Origin of the sequence: Mycobacterium sp. UM_CSW, from assembly GCF_000455205.1 — a bacterium.
Classification (GTDB): Bacteria; Actinomycetota; Actinomycetes; order Mycobacteriales; family Mycobacteriaceae; genus Mycobacterium.
In genome coordinates this window covers 1-17,608 of sequence record NZ_AUWQ01000048.1, presented here as the reverse complement: position 1 = coordinate 17,608, position 17,608 = coordinate 1, and the positions used below count along the sequence as shown (strand labels likewise).

Sequence of the window (17,608 nt, the reverse complement as noted above, 5' to 3'; positions counted from 1 at the left end):
GTCCGACCGCTCGATGGGGGTGTTGCTTTGCAGACGGCCTACCGTTGCTACAAGGCGGCGATGGTGGCCGTGCTGGTGGCCCTGATCAGCGTCCCGGCCACGGCGGCCGGCGACGACCGGGTCCCGATGGGCGGCGGCGCCGGCATCGTCATCAATGGGGACACGATGTGCACCCTGACGACGATCGGCACCGACGCGGCCGGGGAGCTGATCGGCTTCACCTCGGCGCACTGCGGGGGTCCCGGCGCGCTGGTCGCGGCCGAGGCCGCCCAGGATCGCGGACCGCTGGGCGTGATGGTCGCGGGCAACGACAATTTGGACTACGCGGTGATCAAGTTCGATCCGGCCAAGGTGGCGCCGGTGGCCAACTACAACGGCTTTGTGATCAGCGGCATCGGCCCGGATCCGACGTTCGGGCAGGTGGCCTGCAAGCAGGGCCGCACGACGGGGAACTCCTGCGGCGTCACCTGGGGGCCGGGCCAGGACCCGGGCACCATCGTCATGCAGGTATGCGGTCAGCCCGGTGACTCCGGGGCCCCCGTCACCGTCAACAACCTGCTGGTCGGCATGATTCACGGTGCGTTCAGCGACAACCTGCCGACGTGCATCATCAAATACATCCCACTGCACACCCCGGCGGTGGTGCAGTCGTTCAACGCCGACCTCGCCGACATCAACGCCAAGCACCGCGCCGGCGCGGGATTCGTGCCGTTGCCGGGCTGACGCATTGGCCGAGCGTCACGCCAGAGTGGCGCTCACCGTCGAGTGTCGCGCTGGCGTGACGCTCGCGCGCGGTTGGGCGCCGGCCCCGGTGCGGGCTACTTCGCGCTCCTGATCGCGTCGAACACGCCGGGATCGAGCAGCGTCGACGTGTCACCCAACTCGCGTTTTTCGGCGACGTCGCGCAACAGCCGGCGCATGATCTTGCCGCTGCGGGTCTTGGGCAGTTCGGGCACCACGTGGATCTCGCGCGGCTTGGCGATGGGGGAGATCTCCCGGGCCACCTCGGCGCGCAGCTCGTCGACGATCCCGTCGTGCACCTGGTACTCGGCGCACAAGACGACGAACGCGCAGACGGCTTGGCCCGTGGTCTCGTCGGTCTTCGCGACCACCGCCGCCTCGGCCACTCCGTGGTGGCCGACGAGCGCCGACTCCAATTCGGCGCTCGAGAGCCGGTGCCCCGACACGTTCATCACGTCGTCGATGCGGCCCACCACCCAGATGGCGCCGTCGCGGTCGTAATAGGCGCTGTCGCCGGCGAAGTACCAGCCCTGCTCGGCGAACCTGGACCAGTAGGTCTCGACGTAGCGCTCCGGATCGCCCCAGATGCCGCGCAGCATCGAGGGCCACGGCTGGTCCAAAACCAAGTAACCGGTGATGTGTTCGCCGTGATGGACGGCTGGCGTCAGGCGATCGCCATGGTCGTCGACGATGCTCGCGGAGATGCCCGGCAATGCCCTCATCGCCGAACCCGGTTTGGCCGCGGTGACCCCGGGCAGCGGGGAGATCATCGCGGCGCCCGTTTCGGTCTGCCACCAGGTGTCGACGATGGGCAGGCTGTCGGCGCCGATCACCGTGCGGTACCAGCGCCACGCCTCGGGGTTGATTGGTTCGCCCACCGTGCCCAGCACTCGCAGGCTGGACAGGTCGTGCACGTCGGGGATCTCGCGCCCCCACTTCATGAACGTCCGGATGAGCGTGGGCGCCGTGTAATAAATTGTCACCCCGTACTTTTCGATGATCTCGAAATGCCGGTGTTGGGTCGGCGAGTCGGGCGTTCCCTCGTACAGAACCTCGGTGACCCCGTTGGACAGCGGGCCGTAGACACCGTAGGTGTGTCCGGTGACCCAGCCGATGTCGGCGGTGCACCAATACACGTCGCTCTCGGGTTTGACGTCGAAGACGTAGTAATGCGTGTAGGAGGCTTGGGTCAGGTAGCCGCCGCTGGTGTGCACGATGCCCTTGGGCTTGCCGGTGGTGCCCGAGGTGTAGAGCAGGAACAGCGGCTGTTCGGCGTCGAAAGCCTCGGGGGTATGTTCGTCCGAGGCGGCGTCGACGACCTCGTGCCACCACAGGTCGCGGTCGTCGTTCCAGGACACGTCAATTCCGGTGCGCCGCACCACCAGAACGCGCTCGACCGAGCTATCCGGATCCGAGACCGCCTCGTCGGCCGCCTCCTTCAGCGGCGCCGGCTTGCCGCGGCGGAACTGGCCGTCGGTGGTGATCACCAACTTGGCCTGGGCGTCGGCGATGCGGGCCCGCAGCGCTTTGGCGGTGAAACCGGCGAACACAACGCTGTGCATGACGCCCAAACGCGCGCAGGCCAGCATCGCGACGACGGCCTCGGGAATCAAGGGCATGTAGATGGCGACGCGGTCGCCGGCGACCAGACCGAGGTCGGTCAGCGCGTTGGCCGCCTTGCACACCTGTTTCTGCAGATCGGCATAGGTCAGGCTGCGGCTGTCGCCGGGCTCACCCTCCCAGTGGATGGCGACGCGATCCCCGTGTCCGGCCTCCACGTGGCGGTCCACGCAGTTGTAGGCGACGTTGAGCTTGCCGTCGGCGAACCATTTGGCGAAGGGCGCCTCCGACCAGTCCAGGATTTCGGTGAACGGTGTCGACCACGAGAGCCGGTTGGCCTGCTTGGCCCAAAACGCCAGCCGGTCCTGCTCGGCCTCGCGGTACAGCTCCTCACCCGCGTTGGCCTGCTCGGCGAACTGCGCCGACGGCGGATACGACGTCGGTCCCTCGGTGTGGGTGGCGGTCACAGGATTCCTCCTAGCGTCGAGGCTCGTCAACCGTCAGTGAGCCTAGACCTTCCAGATGAAAAGCCGCCGCCCGATCCGGGGTCAAACACGCCCGCGTGCCGCATAATCACCGATGTGCCGGGACTGCACGCGCGGCGACGAGCCCTCAGCTTCGCCGCGGCCGCAACGGCTTACGCGGCGGCGACGATGTCGGGGTCACCCGCGTGGGCCGAGCCGTCCGACGCCATCGACCAGCCGACGCCGTGCTGGTCGGAGCAGGTCGCCGTCAGCGCTTCCCCGACGCAGGCCGCCGTCGGCCACCGCGGTGTGACGCTGCTGTTCGCCCTCGCCGGTGGGGCGGACCCCTGCACGCTCACCGGTTACCCGAGCGTCGACTCGGGCAGCGGCGGTCCGCCCATCCACGCCCAGCCGACGCCGCGCGGCTACCTGGGCGGGTTGCCCGCCGGCGCCGACGACCCGCCGACGGTCACGCTGTCGTTGTCGACGCAGGGCCAGGCGGTCGTGGAGGGCGTCGCCGTCGACGCCGACGGCAAGCCGTGCCCCGGCTACACCGACCTGACCGTCAGCCCTCCGGCCATCCTGCAGGTGTTCACCGTGCCGGCCGCCATCGACGCGTGCCGACTGGAGGTCCATCCCGTCACCGCGGGTTGACAGCGGTCAGGCGCCGGCCCGTGCCAGGCAGTAGACGCGCGGCGGCACCGGATAGGCGATGGCCTTGTCGCCGGTCGCGCACCGTGCGGTGTCCGTGCTGCCGTCGAAGCGCTGAACGACTCGGTCCAGCGACGGCTGGGGCTCGGCGCAGTCGTCCGGCCTCATCGTCAGGTTTTCGGCGCCGTTGGTCAGCTGGTAGCAGCGGCCCTGCTGGAGGTTGAGCGCGAAGCACAGGATGGCGGAGTCGTCGGTGTATCGGCTGTAGACGGAGTTATCGCGTTTGCCGTCCGGGCAGTTCGCCGTGGGGCTGCCCTTGTAGGCGAGTTGATAGGTGTTCACCGGGTTCGCGCAGTCGTTGGTCGGGCTGGAACTGAAAGTCCTTGCGAGAAAATCGTTTTGGTCGATGCACTGGCCCACCGGCATGGACTTGTCGGCGTCGAACAGGCTCCGCTTGTTCAGTCGCACGAGGTTTCCCGCGATTCCGAGCGCACCCAGGGTGAGCAGCACGGCGCCGACGACGATCAGCGTGGTGGCCCACTTCGCGGGTCGGGACTCCGGCGAATCCGGGGGGCCGGCGGTGACGGCCCGCGCGCTGCGCGCGCGTAACCCGATTATCAGACAGACCACACCGATAGCCGGAACGCCCAACACCACCGCCAGATATCCGACCTGAACGCCGACTTCGTGCGAGGTCACAGCGTCATCCTAGCGGCGACGCGGTGCGCCGGTTCGCCATCGCCGACCAGGCGCGCCCGTTCGGTTCGGGGGCGCCGCAGGCCTTAGTGTCGCTGGCATGCGTCGGATGCGGGCCGCGCTGGCCGTCCTTGCCGCCGGGATGCTGGTGGCCGGGACGCTGGCCGGCTGCGGCGGCGGCATGCTCAGCCCCGATCTGGTGGTGGTCAACAGTGGGGAGCCACCGAACGCGTTGATTCCGACCGGTACCACCGACAGCCTGGGCGGTCGGATCCTCGATCGGCTGTTCGCCGGCCTGGTGTCCTACGATGCCGCCGGCAAACCTTCGCCAGAAGTGGCGCAGTCTATCGAGACCACCGACAACATCAACTATCGGATCCTGCTCAAACCGGATTGGAAGTTCACCGACGGCTCGCCGGTGACGGCCCACTCGTTCGTCGACGCGTGGAACTACGGGGCGCTGAGCACCAACGCCCAACTGCAGCAAGACTTCTTCAGCCCGATCGACGGGTTCGACGAGGTCGCCGGTGCCGATGCAAAGCGGACCACCATGTCCGGGCTGCGGGTGGTCAACGATCTCGAGTTCAGCGTGCGGCTCAAGGCGCCGACCGTCGACTTCGTGCTGCGGCTGGGCCATAGCGCGTTCTATCCGTTGCCGGACAAGGCATTTCGGGACATGGCGGCGTTCGGACGCAACCCGGTGGGCGACGGCCCATACCAGCTTTCCGACGGGCCCGACGGGCCGGCGTGGGAGCACAACGTGAAAATCGACCTGAGGCCCAACCCCGGCTACCACGGCAACCGCAAGCCGCACAACAAGGGCCTGAGGTTCGAGTTCTACGGCAACCTGGACACCGCCTACGCAGACCTGCTGTCCGGCAACCTGGATGTCCTGGACACGATTCCGTCGAGCGCGCTGACGATCTACAAGCGAGACCTGGGCGGTAACTTCGCCAGCGGTCCGGTCGCGGTGAGCCAGTCGCTCGACACGCCGCTGCGGCTGCCGCACTTCGGCGGCGAGGAGGGCCGGCTGCGCCGGCTGGCGTTGTCGGCGGCCATCAACCGCCCGCAGATTTGCCAGCAGATCTTCAACGGAACCCGCAGCCCGGCACGCGATTTCACCGCCCGCTCCCTACCCGGGTTCGATCCGAACATCCCGGGCAACGACGCGTTGGACTTCAACCCCGAACGGGCCCGCCAGCTCTGGGCGCAGGCCAATGCGATCTCGCCGTGGAGCGGCCGCTACCTGATCGCCTACAACGCCGACAGCGGCCATCAGGAGTGGGTGGACGCGGTCGCCAACAGCATCAAGAACGTGCTGGGCATCGATGCCGCCGGCGCGCCGCACCCCACCTTCGCGGGATACCGCACCCTGATCACCAACCACACGATCGACACCGCGTTCCGCGCCGGCTGGATCGGGGACTACCCGTCGATGATCGAGTTCCTCGCGCCGCTGTACGCGACGGGCGCGGGATCCAACGACGTCGGATACTCGAGCCGCGAATTCGACGCCGCGCTGGCCGCCGCCGAGGCCGCGCCCAGCCTGCCGGAGGCGGACACGCTGACCAACGCCGCACAGCGAATCCTGCTGCACGACATGCCCGCCGTGCCGCTCTGGTATTACATCGCCGTGCTGGGCTGGTCGTCCGCGGTGCGGGGCGTCACGGTGACATGGAACGGCATGCCCGACTACGAGAACATCGTCAAGGCCTGAAATGGGTTGGTACATCGCGCGCCGGATCGCCGTCATGGTGCCGGTTTTCCTCGGCGCCACGCTGCTGATCTACGGCATGGTCTTCCTGCTACCGGGCGACCCGGTGGCCGCGATCGCCGGAGATCGGCCGCTGACTCCCGCTGTGGCCGCCGCGCTGCGCGCCCGTTACCACCTCGACGATCCCTTCCTGGTCCAGTACCTGCGCTACCTGGGCGGCATCTTCCGCGGCGACCTGGGCCGCGCCTACTCCGGGCTGCCGGTCAGTTCGGTTCTGGCACACGCCTTTCCGGTGACCATCCGGCTGGCGCTGATCGCCCTGGTGGTGGAGGCGGTGCTCGGGATCGGCTTCGGTGTGATCGCAGGCTTGCGCCAGGGCGGCATCTTCGACGCCACGGTGCTCATCACCGGGCTGATCATCATCGCGATTCCGATTTTCGTGCTCGGCTTCCTGGCGCAGTTCGTGTTCGGCGTCCGGTTGGGGATCGCGCCCGTCACCGTCGGCGAACGGGCGACATTCGGGCGCCTGCTGTTGCCCGGGATAGTGCTGGGCGCCGTGTCATTCGCCTACGTGGTGCGGTTGACCCGTTCCTCGGTGGCCGCGAACGCGCACGCGGACTACGTCCGCACCGCCACCGCCAAGGGGTTGTCGCGGCCCCGGGTGGTGACGGTGCACATCTTGCGAAACTCGCTGATCCCGGTGGTGACCTTCCTGGGCGCGGATCTGGGCGCGTTGATGGGCGGGGCCATTGTGACCGAGGGCATCTTCAACATCCACGGCGTCGGCGGCGTGCTGTATCAGGCGGTCACCCGGCAGGAGGCGCCGACGGTGGTGTCCATCGTGACGGTGCTGGTGCTGATCTATCTGGTCACCAACCTGCTGGTGGACCTGCTGTACGCGGCCCTGGACCCAAGGATCCGCTATGGATGAGCACTCCGGCTTCTGGGGCGAGACCTGGCGCAAGCTGCGCCGGCGGCCAAAGTTCTTCGCCGCCGGCGCCCTGATCCTGTTCGTCGTTGCGGTGGCGGCGTTTCCGTCGTTGTTCACCGGGGTCGACCCCAGCTATGCCGATCCCGCCCAGAGCCTGCTCGGGCCGTCGTCGACGCACTGGTTCGGCACCGATCTGCAGGGCCACGACATCTACGCGCGCACCGTCTACGGAGCGCGCGCGTCGGTCTCCGTCGGGCTGGGCGCCACGCTGGTGGTGTTCGTCGTCGGCGGGGTGCTGGGCGCGTTGGCCGGCTTCTACGGCAGCTGGGTCGACGCGGTGGTCTCTCGCGTCACCGACGTGTTCTTCGGATTGCCGCTGCTGTTGGCCGCCATCGTGCTGATGCAGGTTTTGCACCACCGCACGGTGTGGACGGTGATCGCCATCCTGGCCCTGTTCGGCTGGCCGCAGGTCGCCAGGATCGCCCGCGGCGCGGTGCTCGAGGTCCGCGCCAGTGATTATGTGCTGGCCGCGAAGGCTCTGGGGTTGAACAGGTTTCAGATCTTGTTGCGCCACGCGGTGCCCAACGCGCTGGGCCCGGTGATCGCGGTGGCGACCATCGCCCTGGGCATCTTCATCGTCACCGAGGCGACGCTGTCCTACCTCGGGGTCGGGCTGCCGACGACGGTGGTGTCGTGGGGTGGCGACATCAACGTCGCGCAAACCCGGCTGCGGGCCGGTTCGCCGATACTGTTCTATCCGGCCGGCGCGCTGGCGATGACGGTGCTGGCGTTCATGATGATGGGTGACGCCCTGCGCGACGCCCTCGACCCGGCGTCGCGGGCGCTGCGCGCATGAACGCGCAAGGAGCGCCGCTGCTGTCGGTCGAGGGCCTGGAGGTCCGGTTCGGAGGGAATGCGCCCGTCGTGTGTGGCGTGGACCTGACCGTGCTGCGCGGTCAGACCGTCGCGGTGGTCGGCGAATCCGGATCCGGGAAATCCACGACGGCCGCCGCGATCCTTGGCCTGCTTCCGCCCGGCGGCCGAATCTCGGCCGGCCGCATCGTGTTCGACGGCCGGGACATCACCGGCGCCGACCGCCGGCTGTTGCGCTCGATCAGGGGCCGGGCCATCGGCTACGTGCCACAAGATCCGATGACCAACCTCAACCCCGTGTGGAAGGTGGGTTTCCAAATCCGGGAAGCGTTGCGGGCGAACACCGATACCGGCGAGACGCGGCGCCGGGCAATTGAGTTGCTGGCCGAGGCGGGCATGCCGGATCCCGCCAAACAGGCCGGCCGGTATCCCCATCAGCTGTCCGGCGGCATGTGCCAGCGCGCGCTGATCGCGATCGGGCTGGCCGGACGGCCCAAGCTGCTCATCGCCGACGAGCCGACGTCTGCGCTGGACGTCACCGTGCAACGGCAGGTGCTCGACCACTTGCAGGGGCTCACCGACCAACTCGGCACCGCGCTGCTGCTGATCACCCACGACCTCGCGCTCGCCGCCGAACGGGCCGAGTCGGTGATCGTCGTCCATCGCGGCGTGGTGGTGGAATCCGGTGCGGCGCAAGCCATCCTGCGGGAGCCCCGACACGAATACACCCGACGGCTGGTGGCCGCCGCCCCGTCGCTGACACCGGGCCCGTCCCGCACCCGGGCGGAGCCCGCCGAGGACATCCTCGTCGCCTCGGAACTGACCAAGGTCTACCGGGAGGCGGGCGGGGCGCCCTGGCGGCGGTCGGAGTTTCGCGCCGTCGACGCGGTGTCGTTTAGGCTGCGCCGCGCGAGCACCCTGGCGATCGCGGGCGAGTCGGGGTCGGGGAAGTCGACGCTGGCGCGGATGGTGCTGGGTCTGTTGCGACCCACCTCGGGCTCCGTGGTTTTCGACGGCACCCTGATCGACGACGGGTTGGACCGCGAAGCGGCGCTGGCGTTTCGCCGGCGCGTGCAGCCGGTGTTCCAAAACCCTTACAGCAGTTTGGATCCCATGTATTCGGTGTTTCGCGCGATCGAGGAGCCGCTGCGGATCCACCGCGTCGGTGACCGCAGGCAGCGCGAGCGGGCGGTGCTCGAGCTCGTCGACCGCGTCGCGCTGCCGTCGTCGGTGTTGCGCCGGTTGCCCCGCGAACTGTCGGGCGGCCAACGGCAGCGGGTGGCGATCGCGCGGGCGCTGGCGCTGCGGCCGGAGGTGCTGGTGTGCGACGAGGCCGTTTCGGCGCTCGACGTGCTCGTGCAGGCGCAGATCCTCGACCTGCTGGCCCAGCTGCAGGCCGAGATGGGCCTGACCTACCTGTTCATCAGCCACGACCTGGCGGTCATCCGGCAGATCGCCGACGACGTCCTGGTGATGCGGGCCGGCCGGGTGGTGGAGCAGGCGCCCACCGAGGAGCTGTTCACCCGGCCCGCCCACGAGTACACCCGCCGGTTGTTGGAGGCCATTCCCCGTCCCCGATAGGTTGGCAACCTGTGACCGCTGACCCCCTGGCCCCGCTGCTGGCACTTCCCGGCGTCGCCGAGGCCAGCGACCGGGCCCGCGACGCGCTGGGCCGCGCCCATCGCCACCCGGCCAACCTGCGGCGCTGGCCGGTGACGGCCGCCGAAGCGGCGTTGCGCGCGGCGCGCGCGTCCTCGGTGCTCGATGGCGGTCCGGTGCGGCTGGACGATCTGGCGGACGCCGCGCAGGTCAGCGAGCCGGTGTTCGGCGGGGCGCTGCGGGTGGCCCAGGCGCTGGAGGGCGGGGGAGGGCCGCTGGTCGGGATCTGGCAGCGCGCGCCGTTGCAGGCGCTGGCCCGCCTGCACGTGCTCGCCGCGGCCGATCAGGTCGACGAGGATCGGCTCGGGCGTCCTCGCGCGGACGCCGAGGTTGGGCCGCGGCTGGAGTTGCTGGCGGAATTGGTGATGGGCCGTACGTCCGCGCCGGCGCCGGTGGTGGCCGCCGTCGCGCACGGAGAGCTGATGACGCTCAAGCCGTTCGGCAGCGCCGACGGCGTGGTGGCGCGAGCCGTGTCGCGGCTGGTGACGATCGCCAGCGGGCTGGACCCGCACGGGCTGGGCGTGCCCGAGGTCAGTTGGATGCGGCAGCCGGCCGACTACCGCGACGCCGCACGCGGATTCGCCGACGGCACACCGGACGGCGTCGGCGCCTGGCTGGTGCTGTGTTGCCGAGCGCTTCAGGCCGGCGCGCAGGAGGCTTTGTCGATCGCCGAATCGCTGCCGAATCGATAGCCGATGGCACCGAAATCGGTGGCGCGGAATTTGTTTCACAAATGTAAAGCGGGCGACGTCCCGAATTATTCGGTCCGCCGCCCGCTAGCACGGAACTCGGTTACCAAGCGTGCATTTCTGGGCTGCGTGGGTTGGCCTCGGCGATCTTGCGATGCTTCCGGCTGCAACCCCACCCAAAGGGCCGTCGACGCCTTTCACTTTTCGCAATTACGCAGGCCCGCAACACTTCTGCCATTATCGCGGCTATGACTCCGCGTGGGTGCCGGGTTCCGTGCTGGGCGCCAGGTTCGGGAGAACGATCCTTCTCTTCCGGATCGACCTTGGCCTCACCGGGCTTCCGTGGTTCCTTTGTACTACTAGTCCCCTAGCACATCAAGGCCTAAATACGAAGCAAAAATCTATTGCCCGAATTGCATGTTTGCTGCCCGGCTAAAAGGCGAAGCGGCGCAGCAACGAGTAGGTGACCGCGCCGGCGGCGAGCGCCGTGACGCCAACTGCGGCGGTAGTCGCGATCGCGGCGCCCGAGGGTGCCGGGATCCGGTCGCGCAGCGACACCGGGCGGGAAAACATCAACACGGGCCAACCGCGCTCGGCGGCTTCTTTGCGCAAGGCGCGGTCCGGATTGACCACGCTGGGGTGGCCGACGGTTTCGAGCATCGGCAGGTCGGTGATCGAGTCGGAATAGGCGTAGCAGTGCTCCAGCGGATAGCCCTCGCGCGCGGCCAGCTCGCGGATCGCTTGCACCTTGCCTTCGCCGTAGCAGTAGAACGCGATCTCGCCGGTGTACTTGCCGTCGTCGACGACCATCCGGGTCGCCATCGCATGCGTCGCGCCGAGCGCCCGGGCGATGGGCGCCACGATCTCCTCCCCGGACGCCGAGACGACGACGACGTCGCGGCCGCAGAGTTTGTGCGCTGCGATGAGGTCCGCGGCTTCCGCGAACACCAGCGGGGTGACGATGTCGTGCAGCGTCTCGTTGACGATCGACTTGACCTGTTCCACGTCCCAACCGGCGACCATGTTCATCATGTGGATGCGCATCCGGTCCATCTGGTCATGATCAGCACCGGAGAGCAGATAGATGAACTGGGCGTAGCTGGACTTGAGCACGGCGCGGCGGTTGAGCAGTCCCTGGTTGAAGAAGGGTTTGCTGAAAGCCAGCGTGCTGGACTTGGCGATGATGGTTTTGTCCAGGTCGAAGAAGGCGGCTGTGCGGGCGCGAGGAGCGGTGGTTGCAGGTGTTTCCGGTGAGGTTTGCTGCCGCGCGGCCGAGTCGGAGACGGTCACCGATCCAGCATAGGTCGGCGATCCGACGGCGCCGTCGAGTTAGGCCCAAAACGGCCGCTCACGGAGGGCCCAAGAACATACTCTCGGTATTTTTGCGGCTCAACGCACCTTTCGTAAGAACAACTACTTGCGTTAGTGCGGACTGTCATGTGTATAGTAAGCATTACTCGGCCTGAGCCGAGGGTGCATCAGCCCGACCCCCCGGGGCTGATACACGACGACCCTCGCCTCCTCCCCCCCTGGCGGGGGTCGTCCCTTTTCTGGGGTAAGTTTTCCCGCCGCAATCGGGCGTGACGCATTGGCCGCCGGGCGTTGCGGGAAAGCGTCCCACCCGCCCCGGCTGAGCTCCCGGGCGACGCGTTTGTACACACTCGCGTCTCTATCCCCAAATCCGGCTTTGGGACTGGTGTGCCAAGGTCACGGCCCCGCAAGGTGGGTTGGTGACGAGCAACATCCGCCCGAAAGCGGCGGCTTCATCGGGCGTGCTGGCGGTGCTGGCGGACCCGGAGTTGCGCGACGAATTGGATCGGGTGGCCGCCGCGGTCGGCGTTCGGGTGGTCCACGCCGGCGGGTCCGCGGTGGGCCGGAAGGCATGGTCGGCCGCCGCCGCGGTGTTGTTGGACGAGTCGGCAGCGGAGCGGTGCGGGCGGGCGGCGCTGCCGAGGCGCGCCCATGTCAGCGTCCTGACGATCGCCGAACCCTCGGCAGCGACCTGGGCGGCGGCCGTCGCGGTCGGTGCTGAACACGTTCTAACGCTGCCCGACCAAGAGCGCGAGTTGATCGGCGAGCTCGCTGAGGCCGGCGAGGCCGCGCGCGACGACACGCCGCGCGGCGGAGTCGTCGCCGTCATCGGGGGCTGCGGCGGAGCCGGCGCGTCGGTGCTCTCGGTCGCGGTCGCGCAGGCCGCCGGCGACGCCCTGCTGATCGACCTCGACCCGTGGGGCGGCGGCATCGACTTGCTGGTGGGTGCCGAGAGCACACCCGGGGTGCGCTGGCCCGACCTGGCGCTGCAGGGTGGCCGGCTCAACTGGCTGGCCGTGCGCGAGGCGTTGCCGCGGCACGGCGGAATCAGCCTGCTGTCCGGCACCCGGCGCGGGTCCGAGGTGGGCGGCGCGGCGGTGGACGCCGTCGTCGACACCGGGCGCCGCGGCGGCGTCACCGTGGTCTGCGACCTTCCCCGCCGCCTCACCGACGCAACGCAGGCCGCGCTGGACGCCGCCGACCTCGTCGTCGTGGTCACCCGCTGCGACGTGCGCGCCTGCGCGGCGGCCGCGGCCATGGGCCCGACGCTCGCCGCGATCAATCCCAATCTCGGGTTGGTCGTGCGGGGCCCCTCGCCGGGCGGATTGCGGGCGGCCGAGATCGCCGACGTCACCGGCCTGCCGCTGCTCGCGTCGATCAGGGCCGAGCCGCAACTGGTCCGGCAGCTGGAGCGCGGCGGCCTGCGGTTGGGCGGCCGCGGTCCGCTCACCGCGGCGGCCCGCCGGGTGCTCGCGGTGCTGCCCGCGGGGCGGAAGGGGCTGGCGGCGTGAGCGGTTCGCTGATTGAGCGGGTGCGCGAGCGGTTGGCGGCCGAATCGGTACCGCTGCGGCCGAGCGTGGTGGCCGCCGCGATCCGGGCCGAGTCCGGCGGGATGCTCGGCGATACCGAGGTCCTGGCCAACCTGCGCTTGCTGGAAACCGAGCTGACCGGTGCCGGCATCCTCGAACCGCTGTTGTGCGCGGACGGCACCACCGACGTCCTGGTCACCGCGCCCGACGCGGTCTGGGTCGACGACGGGAACGGGTTGCGGCGCAGCGGCATTCGGTTCACCGACGAGGCGGCGGTGCGGCGCCTGGCGCAGCGGCTGGCGCTGGCCGCCGGCCGGCGCCTCGACGACGCCCAGCCCTGGGTGGACGGCCAGCTGACCGGCATCGGCGCCGGCGGGTTCGCGGTGCGCTTGCACGCTGTGCTGCCGCCCGTCGCGGCCGGCGGCACCTGCCTGTCGCTGCGTGTATTGCGCCCGGCCACTCAGGATTTGGCGGCCCTGACCGCGGCGGGCGCGATCGATCCGCGGGCCGGTGCGCTGATCGGCGACATCATCGCCGCACGGTTGGCGTTCCTGGTGAGCGGAGGCACCGGCGCCGGTAAGACCACCCTGCTCGCCGCGATGTTGGGCGCCGTGCCGGCCACCGAACGGATCGTCTGCGTCGAGGACGCCGCCGAGCTGGCGCCCCGGCACCCGCATCTGGTCAAGCTGGTCGCGCGCTGCCCCAACGTCGAAGGCGTCGGCGAGGTCGCGGTGCGTGAACTCGTCCGGCAGGCGTTGCGGATGCGGCCCGACCGCATCGTGGTCGGCGAGGTCAGGGGCGCCGAGGTGGTCGATTTGCTGGCGGCGCTGAACACCGGCCACGACGGCGGCGCGGGCACGGTGCACGCCAACAATCCGGGCGAGGTCCCCGCTCGGCTGGAGGCGCTGGGCGCGCTCGGCGGCCTGGGCAGAGCGGCGCTGCACAGTCAGCTGGCCGCAGCGGTGCAGGTGCTGCTGCACGTCACTCGGGACCGGCCCGGTCGCCGTCGGCTCGGCGAGATCGCCGTGCTGCGCCAGGTCGACGGGCAGGTGCGGGCGGTCACCGTGTGGCACGCAGACCGGGGCATGACCGACGACGCGGGGGACCTGCATCGCCTGCTGCGCGGCCGGATGCCGGCGTGACCGGCCTCGCGGTCGGCGCGCTGCTGTTATCCGTTGCGCTGCTGGTGCTTCCGTCGTCGTCGCGGGGCCGGCTGCCGAGACCGGCGCGGGTTCGCCGGCGCCCGGCCGCCGGGGGCGCGGTTGCCTGCGTCGCCTGCGCGCTTGCCGCGGCCGCCGTCGTGCTGCTGTCCTGGACGGCGGTCCTCGCCGCGGGGGTGATCGGCGCGACGGTGGTCGTGCGTCTCCGACGTCGCCGCCGGATCCGCCGGGCCCTGGACGAGGGCCGAGCCCTGGAAACCGCCCTCGACGTACTGGTCGGCGAGCTGCGGGTGGGCGCGCACCCGGTGCACGCATTCCACGTCGCCGCCGAGGAAACCCTTGGGGCGGTCGGCACGTCGCTGCGGGCGGTTGCGGCGCGGGCCCGATTGGGCGCGGACGTCACGGCCGGCCTGCGGGCCGCGGGAGGATCGTCGACGCTGCCCGCGCAGTGGGATCGGCTCGCGGTGTGCTGGCAGCTGGCCCACGACCAGGGGCTGGCGATCGCCACCCTGATGCGCGCCGCGCAGCGCGATATCGCCGAGCGGCAACGCTTTTCGGCTCGCGTGTCCTCGGGCATGGCCGGGGCGCGCGCCACGGCGACGATCCTGGCGTCCCTGCCGGTGCTCGGTGTGCTGTTGGGACAGTTGATCGGGGCACGGCCGCTGAGCTTTCTGCTGGACGGGCACGCCGGGGGCTGGCTGCTCGTGATCGGTTCGATGCTGTCCTGCGGGGGGCTGCTGTGGTCGGACCGCATCACGGATCGGGTCGGCGCATGACTACCGCGCTGGTGCTCGCCGCTGCGCTGTTGATCGGCCCCGGTCCCTCGGCGGTCCGGGCGCGCGCCGGAATCCAGGCCGGCGGCCAATTTCGGGGAAGGGTGCCGCGCCGCGGCCCGGACCCGCTGGCGGTCGCCTCCAGCCTCGACGTGCTGGCGGTATGCCTGGAAGCCGGCATGGCGGTGTCGACGGCAGCGGCCGCGACCGCCCCGTCCGCACCGCCGAGGCTGGCCGGGGTGTTGCGCCGCGCCGCGGACATGTTGGCGCTGGGCGCCGATCCCGCTGTGGCATGGGCGGTTCCGCCGACCGGGTCAGTCGACCCGCAAATCGATGCCCTGCTGCGGCTGGCGCGGCGTTCGGCCGCGTCGGGCGCGGCGCTGGCCCGCGGCGTCGCCGAGTTGGCCGATCAATCCCGCCACGAGGCCGCGCACGCGGCGACCGCGGCCGCCGAGCGGGCCGGGGTGCTGATCGCCGGGCCGCTCGGGCTCTGTTTCTTGCCGGCATTCGTCTGCCTGGGCATCGTCCCGGTGGTCGCGGGGCTGGCCGGTGACGTCTTGCAATCGGGCCTGCTGTGAAAGAAAGGGAAGGCATTGATGGTCAACAAGTTTCGCGCGCTCCTGGCGCGGGTGGTCGTGCTGGCGACAGACGAGTCGGGCATGTCGACGGTCGAATACGCTATCGGCACCATCGCCGCCGCGGCGTTCGGCGCGATCCTCTACACCGTGGTCACCGGCGACTCGATCGTCTCGGCGCTGACGAACATCATCGGTCGCGCGCTCAACACCAAGGTCTAGCGGGCTGTGCGGGCGCGAGCACCGTTGAGGCGGCGTTGGCGATCGCCACGCTGGTCGTGGTGCTGGTGCTGTGCCTGGCCGGGGTCACCGCGGTGTCGATGCAGGTGCGCTGCGTCGACGCCGCCCGCGAGGCGGCCCGGCTGGCCGCGCGCGGCGACGAGCGCTCGGCCCTCGACGCCGCCCGGCGGATCGCGCCCGTGGGGTCGCGGGTGCAGGTCCGCCGCGACGGCGATTTCCTGGTGGCCACCGTGGTGGCGCGCTCGAACCTGTTGCCCTCGTTGGACATTGCCGCCAAGGCGGTCTCGGCGGCCGAGCCCGGCCGATGATCGCGGCTCAGCGACGGTACTCGCCGCCGCGATGGTGGGGGTGCTGCTCTCGGTCGCCTTGGCGGGCGCCTGTGTCGGCTCTGTGGTGGTGGCGCGTCACCGGGCGCAGGCCGCGGCGGACCTGGCCGCCTTGGCCGCGGCGGCCGGGCTTCCCGCCGGGGCTGCGGCGGCGTGCGCCCGCGCGACGGTGGTGGCGCGCGAGATGCGCGTCGACGACGCGCGGTGTGCGGTCGACGATCTCGACGTCGTCGTGACCGTCGAGGTGCGGGTCGCCTTCGCCGGCACGGCGCGGGCCGCCGCGCGGGCAGGCCCCGCCGGCACCGGCTAGGCCGTCTCGTCCGGCGTTGTCGTGAGCCCAGCGGCGGAGACTTCCTCGTCGGTTGGCAACCGCAGCGCGACCAGCCCGGCGAACGTGTCGGGTTCGAGTTCCACCCTGTTGACCGTGACGTGCACGGGCACCCAGTCGTCGTCGTGGCCCCGCATGCGCAGCACCCGGCTGGTCGGACCCTCGACGAATTCCTTTGTCATGGAGGACTTTAGGTGCTCGTCGTCTGGATGGACCTTCGGCCGGTCCGTGTTGCTCCCGCGCCAGTCGTAGAACGGGCACGGCTCGTCGAGCCATTTGAGCAGCGCCCAGCTGTCCAGGTCGACGAGCGCCCGGTGGACTCCGGCCTGGGCCAGTCCGTTGAGGATCCGTTGCGCGAGATCGTCCGTGGACACCATCGGGCCCTTGAGTACCGAGCGCCAGTTCATCGCCCGGGCGATCAGGTGGTCGCGGCCGTCCGGCCCAGGCTCCACGGCGGTGCGGGCGACGAAGCCGATCCGAATGGGCTTGCCCTGCCAATCGGTGACATCCCAAGTGCTGCAGATTGTTTGGTCGGGCTTGGCCCGAACCGCCATGGCGAGGACCTTGGTTTCGTTCGGGTTGAGCTCTCGCGAGGGAAGGTCCTCCGCGAAGGCACGGCCGAAGGTCACCTCGACATCGGGATTCTTGCCGCTGTTGGTCAGCGATTGCCGGGTATCGGTGGCCACACCGAGGGTGAGGTCCCACTTCAGCGGGCCAGGGATCGGCCGTTCGGACGGTTCCGCGTCGGCCGGCCCGGTCCACACGTGCACCCCGTGAATCTGGCCGTCGGACATCACCACCGGCTCCGTGCGGATGACACGGTCGCGCTTGGTGGTGATGCTGGTCAGGCTCTGGCCGGTCTGCACCGACTCGGCGATCGCCGTCCGGACGGCCGCGAGATGCGGGCTGCGGCGCAGGAACGTCGTGATCGGGATGAGGTTTTTGAGTTGGCGACCCTGCGCGACGACGGCGGGTTCGCCGCCCAACGTCTCCACGAGCAACCAGTCGTGGGCCATGGGCGCATTTTACGGCGGTGCGACGGCCGTCTACACGGCGCTGGACCGCCGACGCCGGGATTGCGTATTCGCCCGTTGGTCGCCCCGCGCGGTGGTACGTTGAAGTCTCCTCAGCAGTGAGGAATGGCGCCCATCACGACGCATGTTCGTGGAGGTCGACCGTTGAGGGGTCGGTCGCCGTCCCGGTATTGCCTGGCGTAAACCGCCGCCCGACCTTCGTACGCTGCCGTCGTTACGGCAACCCGTCCAAGCCGTTCAGCCCCAGCAGCCGGCCGCCGTTTCCACCCGCGCCGGCGTTGCCGGCGATGGGGCCCGTCCCGCCATTGCCACCGTTGCCGCCATCGCCGACGACGACGGCGTTGCCGCCGGCAC

18 protein-coding genes are annotated in these 17,608 nt (G+C 70.1%); 14 read left to right on the top strand and 4 right to left on the bottom strand.

From position 1 onward, the window contains the following. Positions 1-27: 27 nt before the first annotated feature. Positions 28-723 (top strand): S1 family peptidase, encoded by a 696-nt coding sequence (locus tag N415_RS17660; protein ID WP_152531452.1) that lies wholly within the window; start codon positions 28-30, stop codon positions 721-723. 95 nt (positions 724-818) lie between these two features. On the opposite strand, the gene acs is transcribed toward N415_RS17660, so the two are convergent. Then, positions 819-2,768 carry an acetate--CoA ligase gene (gene acs, locus N415_RS17655; RefSeq protein ID WP_068184639.1) on the bottom strand — a complete coding sequence of 650 codons (1,950 nt, stop codon included), beginning with the start codon at positions 2,766-2,768 and terminating at the stop codon, positions 819-821. A 114-nt stretch (positions 2,769-2,882) separates the two neighbouring features. Here acs and N415_RS17650 point away from each other — a divergent pair, with 114 nt between their 5' ends. Further along, on the top strand, positions 2,883-3,419 hold the full coding sequence (locus tag N415_RS17650; protein ID WP_193376470.1) for a DUF4232 domain-containing protein: 537 nt from the start codon (positions 2,883-2,885) through the stop codon (positions 3,417-3,419). Between the two features lie 6 nt (positions 3,420-3,425). Here the strand turns inward: N415_RS17650 and N415_RS17645 are convergent, their stop codons facing one another. Continuing rightward, positions 3,426-4,115 (bottom strand): hypothetical protein, encoded by a 690-nt coding sequence (locus N415_RS17645; protein WP_068184633.1) that lies wholly within the window; start codon positions 4,113-4,115, stop codon positions 3,426-3,428. A gap of 97 nt (positions 4,116-4,212) precedes the next feature. Between N415_RS17645 and N415_RS17640 the strand changes: the two genes are divergently transcribed. The 5 genes from N415_RS17640 to N415_RS17620 are packed head-to-tail and all read left to right on the top strand — an operon-like array spanning position 4,213 to position 9,981. After that, positions 4,213-5,829 carry an ABC transporter substrate-binding protein gene (locus N415_RS17640; RefSeq protein ID WP_068184631.1) on the top strand — a complete coding sequence of 539 codons (1,617 nt, stop codon included), beginning with the start codon at positions 4,213-4,215 and terminating at the stop codon, positions 5,827-5,829. Position 5,830: 1 nt separating this feature from the next. After that, on the top strand, positions 5,831-6,757 hold the full coding sequence (locus N415_RS17635) for an ABC transporter permease (protein WP_068184628.1): 927 nt from the start codon (positions 5,831-5,833) through the stop codon (positions 6,755-6,757). Then, positions 6,750-7,613 (top strand): ABC transporter permease, encoded by an 864-nt coding sequence (locus N415_RS17630; protein ID WP_068184625.1) that lies wholly within the window; start codon positions 6,750-6,752, stop codon positions 7,611-7,613. The genes N415_RS17635 and N415_RS17630 overlap by 8 nt, the downstream gene beginning before the upstream one ends. Beyond that, positions 7,610-9,211: an ABC transporter ATP-binding protein gene (locus tag N415_RS17625; RefSeq protein ID WP_068184622.1), complete on the top strand. Its 1,602-nt coding sequence runs from the start codon at positions 7,610-7,612 to the stop codon at positions 9,209-9,211. The genes N415_RS17630 and N415_RS17625 overlap by 4 nt, the downstream gene beginning before the upstream one ends. A gap of 11 nt (positions 9,212-9,222) precedes the next feature. Continuing rightward, positions 9,223-9,981, top strand: coding sequence for an oxidoreductase (locus tag N415_RS17620; RefSeq protein WP_068184618.1), 759 nt, complete (start codon positions 9,223-9,225; stop codon positions 9,979-9,981). 429 nt (positions 9,982-10,410) lie between these two features. Here N415_RS17620 and N415_RS17615 read toward each other — a convergent pair whose 3' ends face one another. After that, on the bottom strand, positions 10,411-11,268 hold the full coding sequence (locus N415_RS17615) for an HAD-IB family hydrolase (RefSeq protein ID WP_068184615.1): 858 nt from the start codon (positions 11,266-11,268) through the stop codon (positions 10,411-10,413). A 491-nt stretch (positions 11,269-11,759) separates the two neighbouring features. Between N415_RS17615 and ssd the strand changes: the two genes are divergently transcribed. Genes ssd through N415_RS17580 form a run of 7 tightly spaced genes read left to right on the top strand, consistent with a single transcriptional unit; the run spans position 11,760 to position 16,202 of the window. Next, positions 11,760-12,800 carry a septum site-determining protein Ssd gene (gene ssd / locus N415_RS17610; protein WP_081665336.1) on the top strand — a complete coding sequence of 347 codons (1,041 nt, stop codon included), beginning with the start codon at positions 11,760-11,762 and terminating at the stop codon, positions 12,798-12,800. After that, positions 12,797-13,960, top strand: a complete 1,164-nt coding sequence (locus N415_RS17605) for a TadA family conjugal transfer-associated ATPase (protein WP_068184609.1) — start codon at positions 12,797-12,799, stop codon at positions 13,958-13,960. The genes ssd and N415_RS17605 overlap by 4 nt, the downstream gene beginning before the upstream one ends. After that, complete coding sequence (locus N415_RS17600; protein WP_068184607.1) at positions 13,957-14,754, top strand: type II secretion system F family protein; 798 nt, start codon at positions 13,957-13,959, stop codon at positions 14,752-14,754. Before N415_RS17605 ends, N415_RS17600 begins: the two co-directional genes overlap by 4 nt. After that, entirely contained in the window at positions 14,751-15,329 is a 579-nt protein-coding gene (locus N415_RS17595) for a type II secretion system F family protein (protein ID WP_193376469.1), read from the top strand. The genes N415_RS17600 and N415_RS17595 overlap by 4 nt, the downstream gene beginning before the upstream one ends. An 18-nt stretch (positions 15,330-15,347) precedes the next feature. Further along, positions 15,348-15,548: a DUF4244 domain-containing protein gene (locus N415_RS17590; RefSeq protein WP_068108717.1), complete on the top strand. Its 201-nt coding sequence runs from the start codon at positions 15,348-15,350 to the stop codon at positions 15,546-15,548. A gap of 35 nt (positions 15,549-15,583) precedes the next feature. Then, the gene (locus N415_RS17585) at positions 15,584-15,874 is read left to right on the top strand and encodes a TadE family type IV pilus minor pilin (protein WP_081665329.1); all 291 of its coding nucleotides are present in this window, start codon (positions 15,584-15,586) and stop codon (positions 15,872-15,874) included. A 31-nt stretch (positions 15,875-15,905) separates the two neighbouring features. Continuing rightward, entirely contained in the window at positions 15,906-16,202 is a 297-nt protein-coding gene (locus N415_RS17580) for an Rv3654c family TadE-like protein (protein ID WP_068184604.1), read from the top strand. Here the strand turns inward: N415_RS17580 and N415_RS17575 are convergent. Continuing rightward, entirely contained in the window at positions 16,199-17,236 is a 1,038-nt protein-coding gene (locus N415_RS17575; protein WP_068184602.1) for a PAS domain-containing protein, read from the bottom strand. The genes N415_RS17580 and N415_RS17575 overlap by 4 nt on opposite strands. Positions 17,237-17,608 lie beyond the last annotated feature (372 nt).

Bases quoted from the DNA above. Each gene is read 5' to 3' on its own strand.
- N415_RS17580 (WP_068184604.1), top strand. From the start codon at position 15,906: ATGGTGGGGGTGCTGCTCTCGGTCGCCTTGGCGGGCGCCTGTGTCGGC.
- N415_RS17595 (WP_193376469.1), top strand. From the start codon at position 14,751: ATGACTACCGCGCTGGTGCTCGCCGCTGCGCTGTTGATCGGCCCCGGT.
- N415_RS17640 (WP_068184631.1), top strand. From the start codon at position 4,213: ATGCGTCGGATGCGGGCCGCGCTGGCCGTCCTTGCCGCCGGGATGCTG.
- N415_RS17590 (WP_068108717.1), top strand. From the start codon at position 15,348: ATGGTCAACAAGTTTCGCGCGCTCCTGGCGCGGGTGGTCGTGCTGGCG.
- N415_RS17635 (WP_068184628.1), top strand. From the start codon at position 5,831: ATGGGTTGGTACATCGCGCGCCGGATCGCCGTCATGGTGCCGGTTTTC.
- N415_RS17625 (WP_068184622.1), top strand. From the start codon at position 7,610: ATGAACGCGCAAGGAGCGCCGCTGCTGTCGGTCGAGGGCCTGGAGGTC.
- N415_RS17630 (WP_068184625.1), top strand. From the start codon at position 6,750: ATGGATGAGCACTCCGGCTTCTGGGGCGAGACCTGGCGCAAGCTGCGC.
- N415_RS17575 (WP_068184602.1), bottom strand. From the start codon at position 17,236: ATGGCCCACGACTGGTTGCTCGTGGAGACGTTGGGCGGCGAACCCGCC.